This is a genomic window from Proteiniphilum sp., assembly GCF_034331125.1.
Classification (GTDB): domain Bacteria; phylum Bacteroidota; class Bacteroidia; order Bacteroidales; family Dysgonomonadaceae; genus Proteiniphilum; species Proteiniphilum saccharofermentans.
Map to the genome: position 1 here is coordinate 1 of NZ_JAXQGC010000010.1, position 18,641 is coordinate 18,641.

The following is an 18,641-nucleotide window of genomic DNA, read 5'->3' on the forward strand; positions in this document are numbered from 1 at the left end:
AAATAACTAATTTAGCAGTCTAATCTAAGACTGTCCTAAAAACGGGTAGCTTACACAAATAGGGAAGGTTACAAACTCACGTCTTCTATCTAATGTTTTCCTCTGCAAACATAGTCTGATTCATCAAAATATTCAAGTTTTTGTGTACATTTTTTTCCTCAGTATCAAGACTTGGTCCTGCCGGATGATCTCCAACCACGTCCCGGATATTTTCATATTGGATGAGCCTACGAATAATCTTGATGTCTCAAGTTTATCGATACTGGCCCATACCATCAAAAAGTATCGGGGTACGGTACTGGTTATTTCCCATGATGCATATTTCATCAATGAGATCGGGGTAACAAAGAGCATTCAATTGTAAGTTGTGAATTACATTTCTCAAATTATCGGCAATTTATATTTCATATTGCCAAAATATTGATTTACATTTGTGCCATCAAAAAACACAACATCATAGCAACCGACAGATTACATATCAACAAATTAAAAGAGTGTTTTGGAGACATGCATAACTTCAATACCAGTGATATTTCCAATTTTTATCGGAGTCTTGAACCTGATGTAAAACAAGCAACGATCAATTGGAGAGTCTATCATTTGGTTATAAAGGGTGTCCTGGAGCGTAAAGGGCGTGGAGTATACAAGATTGGCAGAACTACTATTTTTGTTCCCTATTTAGATAATAAGACCGAATCTATTTACAAGAAAATTCTTTCGGAATTTCCATACAGCATCGTTTGTGTGTGGGATACGTCGTTGTTGAATGAATTTACGTTGCATATTTCCAACAGACATTTCACGTTAATCGAAGTGGACAAGGATAGCATCGAGTTCGTATTTTATTCACTGAGGGAAAAATTTAACCCGGTGTTTTTAAAACCCAACAATAGTATCTTGGAACAATACGTTTTCAATTCCAACACTCCCCTCATTGTAAAACCCCTGATTTCAGAAGCCCCTCTCCAATCTATAAGCAACATCAATACGATTACCATTGAAAAGATACTGGTCGATTTGTGCTGTGATGAAGATTTGTTCCCGTTTTACCAGGGCAGTGAAAAAAAAAGGATTTTCAATGAAGCTTATGCGAAATACACAGTTAACAACAACAAACTGTTGAGATATGCATCTCGCAGGGGAAGAAAAGAAGAGATTAAGCAACTGATAAATCAAATTAAGATCGATCAAATATGAACTTCACCCCAGGGCAACGCATTACCAATCGAAATGAGGATTTCATTGTCACCGATGTGGAAGAAAACAACGGTAAATGGATTCTTTCTGTGGAAGGTATTTCCGAATTGGTAAAGGCAAAGCACTTTATATTCGATACCAGCATCGACCATACTATTCGTGTGATCGATCCGACAGAGACCCGGTTGATTGCTGATTACGATCAAGGATACCGCAAGACCAAACTATTCATCGAAAATCATATTCGCAATTCCACCGTTTACAGCAATCGCATAACTGTGGCCCACAAAGCTGCTTTCAACATGGCTGATTACCAGTTGGAGCCCACATTAAAAGCGTTTCAACTTCCCCGGCCCCGACTGTTGATTGCCGATGGTGTGGGACTCGGCAAAACGGTTGAGGTGGGTATCTTCCTTGCTGAAATGATCAAACGGGGCAAAGGCAAGCGAATATTGGTCCTGGCATTGAAGTCCATCCTCTCCCAGTTCCAACAGGAGATATGGAATCGATTTGCCATTCCATTGGTGCGATTGGATTCGGACGGGATTTCAAGAATCAAATCTGAACTCCCGATCAACAAAAATCCTTTCGACTATTACGATAAGACCATCGTATCCATAGATACCTTGAAAAACAATGCCAAGTTTCAACACTATATCGAGAAAACACGCTGGGACATCGTGGTTATTGATGAGTGCCATACCGTTGCAAACAGCTCTTCGCAGCGGGGAGGGCTAGCACAATTGCTCAGCACCAAATGCGAGTCGCTGATTCTCACCTCAGCCACTCCTCACAACGGAAAACCGGAAAACTTTGCCAACCTCATCAACATGATTGAGCCGCTGGCCATCAAAGAGGAGCACAATTATTCACGGGAAGATATCAAGGATTACTATGTACGTCGGTTTAAAAATGATATTGACGATGATGCCGTACGATCCAATTTTCAGGATCGTGAGGTCGTATCCATCCATGCCCAGCTAAGCGACGCAGAGAATGAGTTTCTGCAGATCCAGCAAAACATAAAGTTTGCAGCCCTGCAGGATCTTATGCCGGACGATATTTCCACTGGTTTGTTCGGAAAGCAAACCCACAACAAACAGAAAAAAGATTTACTTTTTGCCATTGGTCTGTTCAAGTCCTACATGTCATCTCCCGAGGCAGCGTTAAAGTCAATTGAAAATAGGATCAGTAAACTGGATGCACTCACAGAACAGGAAGATATTGTGGAACAGAACCGTGATGTTCTGAGCAATTTGAAGGCGAAACTGGAAGCAATCATCCATCATAAACAGGATGCCAAATACCTGGCGTTTAGAAAAAAGTTAATCGACCTTGGCTGGTATGGAAGAAAGAGAGATTTCAGAATCGTTGTTTTTGCTGAGCGGATAGAGACGCTCAAAGCGTTAAAAACGAAACTGCAACGTGACTTTGACTTGGATGACAGTGTGATAGCCGATTTTCACGGCTCACTCACCGATATGGAGCAACAGCGCATCATCGATGATTTTGGAAAAGAGGACTCTGACTATCGCATACTGCTTACTTCGGATGCCGGTTCGCAAGGAGTAAACTTGCACTACTACTGCAACCATATGTTTAACTACGACATTCCCTGGTCGCTGATCACGCTGGAACAGCGAAATGGAAGGATCGACCGGTATGGACAAACCAAAATACCCTTCATACATTACATGGTAGCCACTTCCGATTTGGATGGTTTGAAAGATGACCTGCATATTGTCAATAAACTCAAAGAAAAGGAGGAAGCTGTTTATCAATCCCTGGGCGATGCCGCATCGGTCTATAAACTCTATGAGGCATCTGCCGAAGAGGAACTGGTGACCACTGCCATTGCAACAGGGAATAGGGATATGCTGGATGGAGCACCCACCAGTGAAGAGTCGGACGACTGGTTTGATGCCCTGTTTGACGAGTCCACCCCCAGATTAGCGATCGAGGATCCCATCGTGGAAGAGGTCTCACTCTTTGAGAACGATAAAAGCTATTATACCGCCCTACTGGAGCAACTGAAAAGTGACAATAGCCTTAAAACCGATGATGCCTGTTTTGAGGGTGATCTTCTTGAGGTGAAGAACACTCCTGAGCTTGATCGGATACTTTACGATTTACCCAAAGAAGCAAAACCTGGAGGGATTGGTGATGTATATCAACTCTCACTCAACAGGGAGGATGTGCAAAAAGCGATTAGCGATGCGCGCAAGCGAAAAGGAGAGTGGGCCAGATTTCAGATGCTCTATGAACTTCACCCGGTAGTACGTTATCTGATGACGCAGTTGGAAGCTTCAGTCGATAAAGATGTGGCACTTGTTTCCAAAATTAATCGCCTGCCCAAGGATATGGCTTACTATCTGATTCAGGGTTTGGTAGCCAATAATCTGGGACAATCCATTCTCTCCGACCTTTTTGTGGTACCCATGCACAGGAGTGGCGGATTGGCGGACAGGCCGATGAAGTTTGCCGATTTCCTGAAAGAGCATCAAATAAACAAAGAACTTTACACGGTGGAGATAACCGATGAAGAGATCAAGCAGCTGGAGGTCTTGCTGCCGGATGCAATCAAGTTTGCTCATCAACTTCATATGGATCAGCAACAGCAAAAGCTTCAATTGGAAATGGAGAAAGAGATGGCAGTTTACGAAGAAAAGATGAGGAACTGGAAAAGGAGCAAGGAGCACCAGATGGAGATTAAGTTTGGTGACAAGCCTGAATATGGATTTGTGAAAAGACGCAGGAGAGATAAGGAGATCGAGATTGAGACCATACTCAACAGGTCGAGCCAATATTTCAAAGATTTGACAAGTTTAAACAGCGTTCCCTATTTAAAAGTATTGGCGGTATTTTATAATTAGCACGTCTCCGCGAAAAATAAATTCCATATTTACCCACGAGATTGCCCATATTTACCCACAAATTGATATATTTGCAGTAAAATAGACATGATTAAACGATTTATATATACGCAGATATCGAAAGCACAGCAAGACACGCCGGTGGTAATGATAACAGGTGCAAGACAGACTGGAAAATCCACTTTTTGTCAACAGTTATTGAAAGATGGGATTTTTTCAGGTAATTATGTCACCTTCGATGATCCGTCGGTATTGGCTGCTGCTCAATCAGATCCAATGGGTTTCTTGTTGGATATTGGCGAGAATGTAATTATTGATGAAGTGCAACGCGCACCGGAGATATTTTTAAGTCTCAAGAAACTGATTGATGACAATCGCAATCGTAGAATCATCCTCACAGGATCTGCCAATGTAATGCTACAACCCAAGGTAGCCGATTCATTGGCCGGAAGAATCGAAACACACCACCTTTGGCCATTTTCGGTTGATGAAATAAATGGAAGAAAAAGTGTATTTCTGGATAACTTAATCAACGATGAAAATAACTTTGAATCTATTCCTACCCGTTGGGAGGAGATCATTGAACTGATAAGACGGGGAGGATATCCCGAAGTCGTAAACCGTGTCTCGGAAAGCCGAAGAGCAAAATGGTTGCAGGCCTATTTGGAATCTATCCTGCAAAAAGATATCCGAGACCTGGCCAATATTGATGGTCTCATATACATGCCAAAAATCTTAAACCAGCTGAGTGTGAGGGTAGGAAGCACGATCAATATGTCTGATATTGCCCGGTTGACAGGAATAAAAAACAGTTCTTTTCAACGCTATATGGCATTGTTGGAACAAGTTTTTATGATTGTAAAAATCCCTGCATGGACTCCTAATGCCGAAGGGCAATTTGTGAAATCGCCAAAAATATTTTTAAACGATACCGGACTCTTGTGTCAATTGGAGAATAGTGGCGACGACCTGTTGCAAGACCGAACACAGGCAGGACATTTTGTAGAAAATTTTGTAGCCATGGAGATACTGAAACAGATCAGTTGGTTCAATGACCCGTTAAAATTAATGCATTTTAGCATGCACAAAGGTGCAGAGGTGGACTTGGTGATCGAAGATCAAAAAAAGATGATCTATGGAATCGAAATAAAATCAAAAACCTCCTTGAAACCAGATGACTTTAAAGGATTGAAGAAGTTAGCCCAATTGGCAGGCCATAAATTTAAAAAAGGGATTTTGCTGTATACGGGAGAGCATGTGTTAGGCGGATTCGGAGGTAAAAATTTACAAGCAGTACCAATAAATAATGTTTGGGGTAAATAATATGATTCATTTCATTCAAAATATCGGTGAATACTTTGCCAGCAACTACTTCGATGAAGATTTCTCCAAAAAGGTGATTGAGAAATCGGGTTACAGCAGCGAGGCTATCAGGGAGTTCAACCAGCAGGTCAACCGGTTGAAGCCCGACTATTTCAAGCTCAAACAAACTTTTGTCGAAAACCACCTGCGCACGAAAGACAAGATCAATCTGTCGCATCGCTTTCATACAAGGGTGCTCAATGTGTTGGGTTATGATGCCGAACAGACGAATTATGATGATCTGTTTCCACTAAGCGAAAAAGCAGTTTTGCCGGTACGTCATATCCTCTATCGCGGTGAACAGCCCCACCTGATGGTGATGGAGATGCATGCCATGATCAAAACCAAAGATGAAGAGGAGCCCGACGGGCTGTTCGACCAGAGCTACAACGTGACAGAAAATGGTGAAGATCTGAAAAGCACAACGCAAAAGTATCACCGATCGCAATGGGCGGATATTTTCACCGTACCCGAGGGAATCAGTATTTCCCCCATGGTGATTAACAAAGCGGTGAGCGAGTTATTTCTGTTGCCCACCTATCAACGCCCAAGATATATCCTGCTCTGTGCCGGCAATGTCTATTTTTTACTCGAGGCAGAGAAGTGGTTCCGCGGCTCCTACCTGCAATTTGACTTGGAGATACTGTTTGACGATGCCTCGATCGACAAGAATTACTTCGCCCTTTTCTATCTTTTACTGGGAAAAGAGCAGCTGGCTCCTACTGCCGAGATGGTGTTGATGGAACAGCTCGACGAAGATGCCCACAAGGTAGCCTACGAGGTGACCAAGGATTTGAAAGAGGGAGTGATTCATGCCGTGGAGCAACTGGCAAACGAGGCTGTTCATTACCTTACCCGGGAGGAGGACTTGACTTACGACACAATCAATGCCACATGGTTAAAGGATGACTGTCTGATGATGGTCTATCGACTTTTGTTCCTGTTTTATGCCGAGTCGAGAGATGAGCTGGATATCCTGCCTACGGACGATGAAATTTATCAGAAAGGATATTCATTGGAGATGCTTCGCGATCTGGAGCAGGTACCATTGCGAAATGAATCGAACTTGAATGGCTTTTTCTTTCACGAATCGTTAACCCAACTCTTCAGTTTGCTTCACAAGGGATATCGCGAAAACAACGGCACATCCAAAAGCTTTAGGATACGTCATTTGGATTCCCCACTTTTCGATCCTGACAACATGCACTACCTGAGCAGGGTACAGATACGAAACCGTGTATGGCAGGACGTAATTTGTGAACTCTCACTCTCCAGGAAGCAGAACGGAAAAAACCGCGGGAGGATCTCTTATGCCAACCTTGGTATCAACCAGTTGGGTTCGGTCTACGAGAGCTTGCTCGCTTTCCGTGGTTTCCTCGCCGATACCGATTATATTGAAGTGCACCGCCAAAGAAAGGAGAACGAGAGTTCGGAAAAGGTAGTCAATGACGATGGTTCCTACCTGGTACCGCGCCATCGTTTGGATGACTTCCACCAAAAAGAGGTTTTCCACTACGAGATGGCAGATGGTAGCGAGGTGTTGAAGGTGATACACAGGGGTACTTTTATCTATCGCCTGAGTGGCCGCGACCGGCAAAAGTCAGCTTCCTATTATACCCCTGAGGTGCTTACCCAAACCACCGTGAAATATGCGCTCAAGCCCATATTGGAGCGGCTCGATAAAGGTGAAATTGCTGCCTTGGATTTGTTAAACCTGAAAATCCTTGAACCGGCCATGGGTGCTGCCGCTTTCCACAACGAAGCCATCAACCAGATCGCTGAAGCATACCTCACCTACCGGCAACAGGAGCTCAGGCTGCATGTTGATCCGAACAAGTACCGGGAGGAGTTACAAAAGATTAAAACCCACATTGCCCTAAACAACGTGTACGGTGTGGACATCAATCCCACGGCGGTGGAGCTGGGTAAGCTATCGCTCTGGCTCAACGTGATTCACAAGGATATGCAGACCCCATTCTTTGGATATCGTCTTGGCGTGGGGAACGCGGTGATTGGCAGCTGGCTGAAAGTATACAAGCAGAAGGAGTTCTCGTTCGAACCGGTTGGTAATCGTAGTTTTGTGAAAAAAGAGTGGTGGGAAAAGGCTCCGAAACACCTGCAATTCGGCAAAAAGGGAATCTTGCGTGTAGAGAATGAGATCTATCACTTCCTGTTGCCGGACAAGGGGATGGGCTCATCGGGCAACATCAGGTTGCTGAAGGAAACCTATCCTGCCGAAGCAAGAAGGATGAGCGAATGGCGCAAGGAGTTTATAAAACCCTTGCGGAGCGATGAATACGCTTTGCTGCAAAAGATCTCGAAAGCGATCGATGCCCTTTTGCTCGAACATTATGAGATGCAGAAAAATATCTCACTGATCACGGAAGCCAATAACGATTTCTTCGGCAACCCCAACAGACAGAAAGGATTGGATTTCGAGGGATACAGTTACACACAAAAACAGTCCTTTGCCGACAGCCGGTTGAAGTCCAATGCTCCCTATTATAAGCTGAGACAGATCATGGACTACTGGTGTGCACTTTGGTTCTGGGATGTGCGCGATGCTGCCGAGCTACCCACCCGTCAGGAGTGGTACACCGATCTGGTGCAAATACTGAATATCGACCTGGAGCAAGCCACAACGCTTGTTGCAGAAGATGATGACGCGGTGCGTGATTACCGGAGAGATAAAAAACAGATTGAGAAGCAGCTCACCGAGGCATTGAGAAAATCAGCTGCTTCACTCTTTGAGAACGAAAGGGCAGATTTGGTGCGGCGGTACAGCGAACAATACCGTTTCTTCCACTACGAACTGGAATTTATCGAAGTGTTCAGGGAGAAGAACGGTTTTGACCTGGCAGTGGGAAATCCACCCTGGATCAAAGTTGCCTTTGAAGAGAAAGGGTTGATTTCCGAATTGTTCCCGGAAGTGGAAATTCGCAAAACCACTGCACCACAGGTGCGAAGAATGCAGAGCGATTTCATGGAAGATGAAACAAGAAGAGAAAGCTACTTCGATGAGCAGATTGAAAGCGACGTGTCGGCGCTCTTTATGAATGCAGTACAGAATTACCCGTTGTTGAAAGGACAGCAGACCAATCTTTACAAATGTATACTGGAGAACGGGTTGCTTTGGATTAATCCGCAAGGTTATTTGGGACTGATACACCCAGAGGGTGTTTATGATGACCCCAATGGTTATCCAATGCGAGAGGAGATTTATCAACGATTGAAATACCATTTTCAGTTTCAGAATCAATTGAAATTATTTGCTGAGATAGGGAGTACACGGGTATATGGCATTCATATCTATTCAGGGACAAAAGATAGCATATTCTTTTATTCTATCAACAATTTATTTCACCCTTCTACCATTGATGGTTGCTTTATCAAACAGCTTACTGTTGAATCTGTTGAAGGATTAAAAACAAAAAATGAACAGACGGGGAAGTTTGAATGGAATAACAATCCTCACCCTTCGAGGGTGGTTCGAATAGATGAAGAGACTTTGAAAATATTTGCCCGGACTTTTGAAAACAGTGACAACTGGGAGGGTGCCAAGTTGGTATCCATTCATGCCAAAGAAGTAATAGAAGTAATTCAAAAGATAGGGGAGTTTCCAAGTACGGTAGATAATTTTGAAAGCAGAATAACGGTTTGCTGGGACGAAACAAACGATCTGAATGCTGGCAATATCAAAAGAGAAACCAGGTATCCCAACATTGATCAGTTTGAGATGATTTATTCAGGACCTCATCTTTTTGTGGGGAATCCGATGTATAAAACACCAAAAGCTGTATGCGTTGTAAAATCTGATTATGATATCGTTGACTTCTCAAAAATCGATGAGAACTACCTGCCGCGTACCAATTATGTTCCATTGAATGTAACGGCCGGATATGCTTCTACTATCAAAGGATTCCAACAAGCCGATGGGAGTTACGACAATTGGTTGGAGTATTACAAAGTAGCTTTTAGAAAGATGTTAGATAGTAATGGAGAGAGAAATTTGAGGGGTGCAATAATTCCACCGAAAACTGCGCATGTTAACGGATTGATTAGCATAGCCTTTAAAGATAACATGGAATTAGTTGAATTTGCGGGCTTGACGGCTTCTTTGACTTTTGACTTTTATATTAAAACGCTAGGGACATCGAATTTAACGGACAGCAGAATGAGCGGTTTACCCTTAGGCATCTCCGATCGATATAAAACTTCCCTATTTGTACGTATATTAATGTTAAACTGCCTGAACAAGTATTACACCCCGCTGTGGAAAGAGAGCTGGCAGGATGCATTCACCGAAGAGCATTGGTCGGTGAATGATGACAAATTGAAACCCTTTTCGAGCCTTACCAAAGAGTGGTCGTGGCAAACTCCGTTGCGCAACTACTATGAGCGGCGCATGGCGTTGGTGGAGATCGATGTGATTACTGCCATGGCATTGGGGCTTACCCTGGAAGAGCTGATACTGATGTACAACATACAGTTTCCCGTATTGCAACAGAATGAGGATGACACCTGGTATGATACCCAAGGGAATATCGTTTTCACCTGCAGCAAAGGGTTGGTGGGTGTGGGGCTCGACCGGCCGGAGTGGGAGCAAATAAGGGATATGCAGTCGGGCGAAACCTACGAGCATACCATCACCAAATCAGAACTCTATTTTGGGGATAAGGTAACCTACCATGCACCCTTCCAAAAGTGCGACAGGGTGGAGGATTACAAGAGAGCGTGGCAGTTTTTCGAGGAAAAGTTTAAATAGAATTCATTATGCTGAGCCTGCAACAAGCCATCGAGATAAAGGAGTCCATCAAGTCATACCTGCAAGCGACATTCACCTTCCGGAAACGGGAGGTGGCCCGAGCATTTGATGAGTTTATCGAACATCCCACTCTGGGAATGTTCAAAGGACCGTATGTGTCGCTCAGGTTACCATTTGTAAAAGCGGAACAAGGGACAATTGATCAAATTCCCCTAACCATAAAGCCAGACTGGACACCCTACGACCACCAGGTACAATCCTGGATCAGGCTTTCGACACAGGACAAAGAGCCTGAACCAACCATCATCACCACAGGTACGGGATCGGGAAAAACCGAGGCTTTCCTCTATCCGGTTCTTGACTACTGTTTCCGCCAGCAACATCGCCCGGGTATCAAGGTGATCATCATGTATCCCATGAATGCACTGGCAACCGACCAGGCAAAACGATTGGCAGAAATTATCTACAAAGACGAACGATTGAGAGGACGAGTACGCGCCGGCCTTTTTATTGGTGAAGGAAACGGACCAAAAGGGCAATACCCGAAGGTCATGGAGGAGGATCATATCGTGGAGCATCGCGACACCATCCTTGATGCGCCACCGGATATCCTGCTTACAAACTTCAAGATGCTCGATTATGCACTGATGAAGCACAATTTTCAGAGATTGTGGAACCACAATGTTGTCGACCCGAGCTTGCTTCGCTTTTTGGTGTTGGATGAGCTGCATACATACGATGGTGCCCAGGGAACAGATGTCGCCAACCTGATCCGCCGATTAAAACTGAAATTGACCATTGAACCCGGACAACTTTGCCCCATAGGCACTTCTGCCACCATTGGCTCGGGTTCTGATGCTCCACAACTCCTATCAGATTATGCCACAAAAGTATTCGGAGAGACAGTAGGAACAGATGCACTGATCACTGAGACCAGGATCACGCCCGACCGGTTCTTTGAAAGCGATGAAGTGTTAAATGATTTCATCCCTCTCCCCAACAGGTTAAAAGACCTTGTTTATCACGAAAGAGATAATTTTGAAGCCTATCTGAAAGCTCATATCGATATTTGGCAACAGGATGAGGCGCATTTGGCAGACGGATTGTTGAAGCTCAAAATTGTGAAGGATCTGGTGGTGGTCATCAACCGGGGAAATGGGATCAAACTGGTTGAGGAGATTACCCGCGAGCTCGGGCTGATCAACGAGCCATTCAGAAAGTTGGCCCAGTGGGATGAGGTGAACCGATACAGTCCGAAAACACGGGTACTGGAATCTCTCCTGGCATTGATTGCAGCAGCAAAAGATGTGGAAAGTGATCGCTCGCCATTTATGTATCTCCAGGTACAACTGTGGGTACGTGAGTTGAGTGGTGTGCAATACACGCTGGAATATCCCGCAAAATTTTCATTCCGCGACCAGGTGGATGCACAACAAGAGGTGGCCGCCATGCCCCCTTGGTATTGCAGGGAATGCAACAGTTCCGGCTGGCTGGGTGTGAAACCCGATGACAAAGATGTTTTCAGCAGAGACGTGAATGAGGTGTACGAGAAGTTCTTCTCCAATAACAAAAACCTATACTTTATCTTACCCGGTGGAGAACTCTCACCTGCCGATTTTGAGGCTACCGGTTATAATCCTGAGACTTTCCTGGAGTATAATATTGATCCGAAGACTCTCAAAGCTGTGGGTGATAAAGAAGAGGGTTTCGCCATACAGGCATTGCGGAAACTGAAAGAGAACAGGGCCGACCATACCTGCCCCTGCTGCAACAGTGCCAACACGGTGGCGATCATCGGTACCAAAATACCTACGTTGAGTTCTATAGCCGTAAGCCAGACACTGGCAACCGATCTGGATATCACAACTGACAGGGACAGAAAGGTATTGGCATTTACCAACTCCGTTCAGGATGCGGCACATCAGGCAGGCTTTATTGAGAGCCGGAACTATCGCTTTACTTTCAGGGCATCACTGCAAAAAGTGATCAATGAGTTAAACCACCCGGTAAGACTCAATGAACTTGCCGATAGCTTTATCTCCTTCTGGAAACAGCATGGCGATGAAACGGAGCAGGATCACCAGAGCGGATACCTCTATCGTTTCTTCCCAAAGGAATATGTGGGCAAAGCATCACCCAAAGACTATCTGATTGATTCAGGTGTAAAAAAACAATATGCTGAACATTTTTTAAAAGAGCTCGATCAGAGAGTTCGCTGGGAAATCTACTCCGAGTTTGGGTTTACCTCTCGTGTAGGACGTACATTGGAGAAGACAGGAGCATCATCGGCTTATTTTGACACTTCATTGCTGCATGCTGCATGGGATGAGATGATGGAATGGATTGAGCATAACGATGTAAGTAGATCGATAAAAAGAGAAGATTTCCTGAAATTTACCAACCTTGTGTTGCATAGAATCCGTACACGGGGAGCAATAGACCATGCTTACTATTCGAAATACAGAACGGAAAGATTGAGTCTGTGGGACCTGAATTGGCAAAAGGATGGACGCCATTTTCTGAATCCTACCTATCATCCCAACAGTTCACGTTTTCCCAAGTTGCTGACCAATCAGGGGTCGCGCGACAACTTATTGGATACGACCACTGCCCGCAAAAGCAACTGGTTCCATGCCTATTTCAACAAGACATTTTTGCAGGCAGCCGTAACCCCGGAATTTATCAATGAGTTCTACGAGCAATGGACGGCTGCGCTGACAACTGTGGGAATATTGAACCGGGAGACGGCCGGTGATCATACAAACTATGCGATCAATGCGGATGCAATCTGGGTGGCCAAATATGTGAATGAGTTTGCCTGCACCCAATGTGAGGATGTGCTTTACTCGCACGACGATCTGGAAATGGCGGATGACGCCTGTTGTCTGAGCCATCGTTGTACGGGCCACTACAAGGCAACCCCACAGACGGTGAAAAACTACTATAACGCGGTCTATAACCGCAATCGCTTCCCACGCATTTATTCAAGTGAACATACCGGCTTATTGGAGCGACAGGTTCGTGAACGCCTGGAGATGAGTTTCAAGAAGAGAAATCGTTTTGATTCTCCCAACACCTTGATCGCGACCAGCACACTGGAGATGGGGATTGACATTGGCAGTTTGAACACGGCTTATAACAACAGTGTACCCCCCTTGCCTTCCAACTTCCTGCAACGGGTGGGTCGTGCCGGACGAAGCTCGGGTGCCGCTCTGGTGGTGAACTTTGTGAAAAATCAGAATCACGACCTTTACTATTATGCCGACCCCTTGGAGATGATGCGGGGTGATGTAAATACGCCCGGATGCTACCTGGAGGCAAAGGATATATTGAGACGCCATTTTACGGCCTATTGTATCGATAGCTGGGTGGCTGTCAATCCGACCGAGAACAGTATTCCCACTTTTATGAGGGACTTGAAGCTGGGTTCAAGAAATTTGACGGATACAGCTTTCTTCATCAACAGGCTGAATAATTTTATAAAAGAAAATAGGTACCGCCTTGTACCTTACTTCCTGAAACAGTATCCCACGAAGATTAAGAATCAGGTGTTCCCCGAGATCAATGATTCGCTGACATCAGGAGCATTCTATGATCATCTGCTTTCGGTTTTTATGAAAGTAAAAGAGGAGTTGCTCGAAATAGATAAACGACGAGAGGAGTTAAAGGAGGAGGTGAAGATTCTGAACTTGGCGAAAGGGGATCCTCTCTTTGACGAATACATAAGGGAAGGAAAGAACCTGGGTGGTGTGAAAAAATCAATTTTTGCCCGCAATGTACTGGAACATATGACGAATGTGGGCATCCTGCCTAATTATGCTTTCCCTGAAACAGGGGTGCAGCTGCATGCACACGTAATCAGTTCGGCGATTGCAGGTACCACAAACAGAACACTGGACAAGAGCTTTGAACTGGTAAGACCCGCCAGCCAGGCCATAAAGGAATTGGCTCCCGAAAACTACTTCTATACACAGGGATATCGATTCGAAATAAGTGGTGTAAACACATTCGACTGGAGTGACCAGGCTTTATTTCACGACAAGCGGTTTTGCTCCAAATGCGACCATCTTGAAATCGATAGCCTCTCAAGCAAGGGGAACTGCCCCAAGTGCGGTGATCCATCCTGGGCATCATCTTCAAATGTGCATCGCTTTGCCAAACTTATTACGGTGAAATCATTCAACAGTGAGGCTCGTTCACGGTTAAAAGATGATAAGGATGACCGGGATGTGCAACAATATCAGCTGATGCATCATGTGATCTTTGATCGAAACAGTTCTGAGGGTGCGTGGGTTCTAAAGGAAATACCATTTGGGATCGAGTTTGTGAAAAACGCAACCATCACTTCCGTAAATTATGGGCGGTTGGATGGAAACGATGCCCGAAAGATTAAAATCAACGATACGGAAGCTTTGACAAAAGGTTTCGTAACCTGTCGTTTGTGTGGAAAATCAACGTCGTCAACCCATCTGATCCACGAGGCAAAGGATTATCATTATGGCTATTGCAAGCATCGCAATACGAAATACAAACCGGGTGAGACAAATGATGTGTTTGAAGAGGTTTATTTTTTCAGGGAGATGCATACGGAAATCCTGAAAATAATTCTGCCGGTGCAGGAGTTCAACACAGAGGCTGACATCCGTATGTTTCAGGCGGGATTGGAACTGGGATTAAAAAGGTATTTTAAAGGGAATCCCGGACACATCAGGGTGCTTTCCTACAGAGAGTTTAACCGGCAGACCGATAAATTCGATCGTTTTCTCTTGTTGTATGATACCATTCCCGGTGGTACCGGATACCTGAAACAGCTGTTTGCACACGAAGAGTTTTCGCTCCTTTTGAGGGAAAGTTACGAGGCAATTCGGGATTGTACCTGTCAACTGGATGGACATGACGGATGCTACAAGTGTATATACTCCTACGGTAATCAGTATAATCGTGATGATTTAAGTCGGAGAAAGGCAGAGGAGTGGTTCGAGAGGATATACAGAAACTCAGAACAATGGATTAAAAACGATCATGGCCTTGGCTCGCTGACCAACTCGGGGAAAATTGAAGAATCGGAATTGGAAGAACGGTTTATAAAACTGCTTCAGATTTTTGCTGAGAATAATGAAGGGTACGATTTTCAATCGAGAAAAGATGATGATTCGGTATATTACGAACTGAAAATCAACAAAGGGGATACCACTGCGAGGTATTGGATCAGGCCCCAGATTTCGTTAGGTCCCAAAGATGGTATCGCTTACAGCACAAGAGTTGACTTCCTGGTAGTATGTGCAGAGTATACATACAAGGGGATATCCTATGTTGACGAGGTGTCCAAAATTGCACTCTATCTTGATGGATACCAGTTCCACGCTTCCAAAGAACACAACGTTTTTGAAAAAGATGTCAGAATTCGCCAGGCAATTGCTGCTCAACCGGAATACCGGACCTGGACGCTTACATGGAACGACCTGAATAATCTACAGGCAATTTTGGAGAAAACGGGAAATGGTTTCGATGAATTGTATCAAAATTATCTAACCCGGTTTTCACACAATTACCTGGGAAAATTGATACCAACAGTTCGTCATGGCGAAATTGTGAATTATGCTTTGCCAAAGAACAACTTTTTACGATTTTGGGAACAACTGCTCAATCCACCAATAGGTCTGTTTGAAAAATCCTGGTTTACCTATTTGGGTTCATGGACCGAGAAGTTATTGGAACCATCATTCAATCCGGATTCTTTGAAATTGCTACTATCGAAAGAGATGATCTACGACAGCTTCATCAAAAATAACCGGGTTACTGACTTTAACGCACTGCTGCCTGTTGAACATGGAGCTTCTTTTGACTTTGCCGAATGGAATATTTGGGTGAATATCGGAAATAAAAGAATTTATTCCAATCTTCAGTTGAAAGAGTCAATGAATATGGATAAACAAGAATGGGAATATTTTTGGCACCTTTTCAACCTTTATCAAACATCAGAGTTTGTTGATCAAATGATTGATGTTGGTGAAGGAATGACTGAACAGACCGATGAAAACTTGCTGGAAGAGTTGAAACAGCTGTATGCTCCTAATTTTCATCCGATATTGAAACAAGGAGTAAAAAACAAAGTGATCAACCGGGAGAACATGGATTTCTTGGACTCCTGGGTGGATGATGACGGGAATATTTTGGCTGATGCTGAATTGGTGCTTGAAACATTGAGGATTGCTATCTGCCCCTATTCCGACGAAAGTTTGAAAGTGTTTCAAGAAGCAGGGTTTACAATCTACAACAAGGAGCAACTAAATGAAATCATACTATGAAGCTATTTATTTACGATAAGTTTTGGGATGCCTTTCTAAAAATCAACAAGGGAACACAAAGCAAGGTCACTGACTTTATCAGCAAGTTCAGAACCGACTCCAAAAGTGCGGCAATCAACCTGGAGGCAATCAGCACCTTTAAGGATCAGTCGCTACGCACTGCTCGCATAGACCAGAAATACCGGGCAATACTCAAAGAAGTACAAGCAGGTGAGCTTTATCTGTTGGTGTGGATTGACAACCATGACGAGGCGATGGATTGGGCAAAAAACAAGCGGATAGACTGGAACGAGCAGACGCAGGCTTATCAGGTATTTAGCCTGGATGAGAGCATTGAAAAGGAAAACAGGGAGGTGGTTGAGTCAACCGACCTCTTCATGGGCAAATATGGTGGCAAGGAGTTGATGGAGCTGGGTGTCCCGGAAGTACTGATACCATCGGTATTAAAAGTAAAAAACATTGATGACCTGGGGCAGCTGGAGAATTACCTCCCTGATGATGCCTTTGAAAACCTGTTTTATCTGCTGGATGGTGCCAGTATGGATGCTGTGCTAACCATTGTACGTGAAGGGTTGAATGAGGAAAGTTCGATAGAAAGTAAAAACAATGCACGTTCATTCATTGAACTGACAGATGATGAGATGTTGAATGAAGCTTTACAGGGCTCATTGCAGAAATGGAAGTATTATTTGCACCCTTCGCAGTCGACTTTTGTATATGGACAGTTTAAGGGCGCAATTAAACTTTCAGGAGGTGCAGGAACGGGTAAAACGGTGGCCGCATTGCATCGGTTAAAATTCCTGTCAGAACACAAAACCGATCCACAACCCATTCTTTTCACAACCTTTACCAAAGAACTGACCGAAAACTTAAAATCCTTAGCCCTTGGATTGAATATCAGCGAGCGTTCATTTCACATAGAGAATATTGATGCTTTGGCATTCAGGCTTGCACAGAAATACCACTTGTTGCCAGGTACAGCCAAACTGTTTGGACTGAGTGCGGTGGTGAAACCAATGGAATTATGGGAAGAGGTGTTGATGGAAGAACTCTCTGAATTTGATCAGGAATTTTTGTCACGAGAATTTGAAGAGGTGGTGCTTGACCAGAATATCCAAAGTAAAGAAGAGTATGTAAGAGCAAGCCGTATTGGTAGAGGCAGGCCAATCGGCAGGAAACAACGCATGGAAGTGTGGAATCTGATCGAGAAGTTTATCGAGAAAAAACAAAGCGCTCAGCTTTATTACAAGGAGGAGGTGTATAACTTGCTAAGCAATCATTTAAACGAGACTGAGACCAGAGAATTTTCCCATGTGATTGTGGATGAATTACAGGATTTCTCAAACGTTGAGTTAAAGTTCATACGTTCTTTGGTAAAAGAGAAAGAGAACGACCTTTTCCTGGTAGGAGACCCCTTACAGAATATCTACAAAAAGAGGATCAACTTCTCGAAATCGGGAATCAATATCCGGGGGAAACGAAGCAATCGGCTCCGGATAAACTATCGAACGACAGAGGAAATTAAGAACCTGGCCATATCAGTTCTTCGGGACGAGGATTTCGACGACTTCGACGGCAATTTGGAGGAGAAGTCGGGGTATTTATCATTGTTTCATGGTGAGAAACCTCAATACAACATATATCCTTCGAAAGAGGATGAATTGGATGCCGTGTTGAAAGAGATAGAATCCCTCTTAGCACAAGGTTTTCATTACAACGATATCGTGATTGCAGCTCGTTTTCGTGATTCGGTAAATGACTTCAGAAACCATTTGCATCAAAACATGGTACCTTATGTGACAAGATTCTTGTTGAACAACAACAATGAGGGTATTCGGTTGACTACCTTTCACGGATTGAAGGGGTTGGAATTCAAACATGTATTCCTGGTGGATGTAAACGACAGAACTCTGCCGTTCAAGCACCATAATTTTCACAACTTAACTGAAGAAGAAAAAAAACAGGAAATCAAATCAGAAAAATCGCTCTTCTACGTTGCTTCCAGCCGTGCCATACAACGATTGGTAATCAGCGGAGTAGGTAATAAAAGTGATCTCATTTGTAAGCCTTAACCCATTTAATTAGTCGAGCCTTAAAAAGCCCATTTTTATATGGTTTGTAAAATTATACTGTCCC

At 44.0% G+C, this 18,641-nt stretch carries 6 protein-coding genes and 1 pseudogene; all 7 read left to right on the plus strand.

All coding sequences use genetic code 11. The annotated features are described in order from the left end of the window. Window positions 1–178 precede the first annotated feature (178 nt). A pseudogene (locus U2P89_RS03100) lies at window positions 179–364 on the plus strand (ABC transporter ATP-binding protein); the annotation flags it as partial. 143 nt (window positions 365–507) lie between these two features. After that, the gene (locus U2P89_RS03105; protein ID WP_322190585.1) at window positions 508–1,197 is read left to right on the plus strand and encodes a DUF6577 family protein; all 690 of its coding nucleotides are present in this window, start codon (window positions 508–510) and stop codon (window positions 1,195–1,197) included. Beyond that, window positions 1,194–4,070, plus strand: a complete 2,877-nt coding sequence (locus U2P89_RS03110) for a helicase-related protein (protein WP_322190586.1) — start codon at window positions 1,194–1,196, stop codon at window positions 4,068–4,070. The genes U2P89_RS03105 and U2P89_RS03110 overlap by 4 nt, the downstream gene beginning before the upstream one ends. A gap of 87 nt (window positions 4,071–4,157) precedes the next feature. Beyond that, the gene (locus U2P89_RS03115; protein WP_322190587.1) at window positions 4,158–5,393 is read left to right on the plus strand and encodes an ATP-binding protein; all 1,236 of its coding nucleotides are present in this window, start codon (window positions 4,158–4,160) and stop codon (window positions 5,391–5,393) included. A 1-nt stretch (window position 5,394) separates the two neighbouring features. After that, entirely contained in the window at window positions 5,395–10,197 is a 4,803-nt protein-coding gene (locus tag U2P89_RS03120; RefSeq protein ID WP_322190588.1) for an Eco57I restriction-modification methylase domain-containing protein, read from the plus strand. Window positions 10,198–10,205: 8 nt separating this feature from the next. Next, window positions 10,206–16,505, plus strand: coding sequence for a DEAD/DEAH box helicase (locus U2P89_RS03125; RefSeq protein WP_322190589.1), 6,300 nt, complete (start codon window positions 10,206–10,208; stop codon window positions 16,503–16,505). Then, on the plus strand, window positions 16,502–18,577 hold the full coding sequence (locus U2P89_RS03130) for a 3'-5' exonuclease (RefSeq protein WP_322190590.1): 2,076 nt from the start codon (window positions 16,502–16,504) through the stop codon (window positions 18,575–18,577). Before U2P89_RS03125 ends, U2P89_RS03130 begins: the two co-directional genes overlap by 4 nt. Window positions 18,578–18,641: the final 64 nt, after the last annotated feature.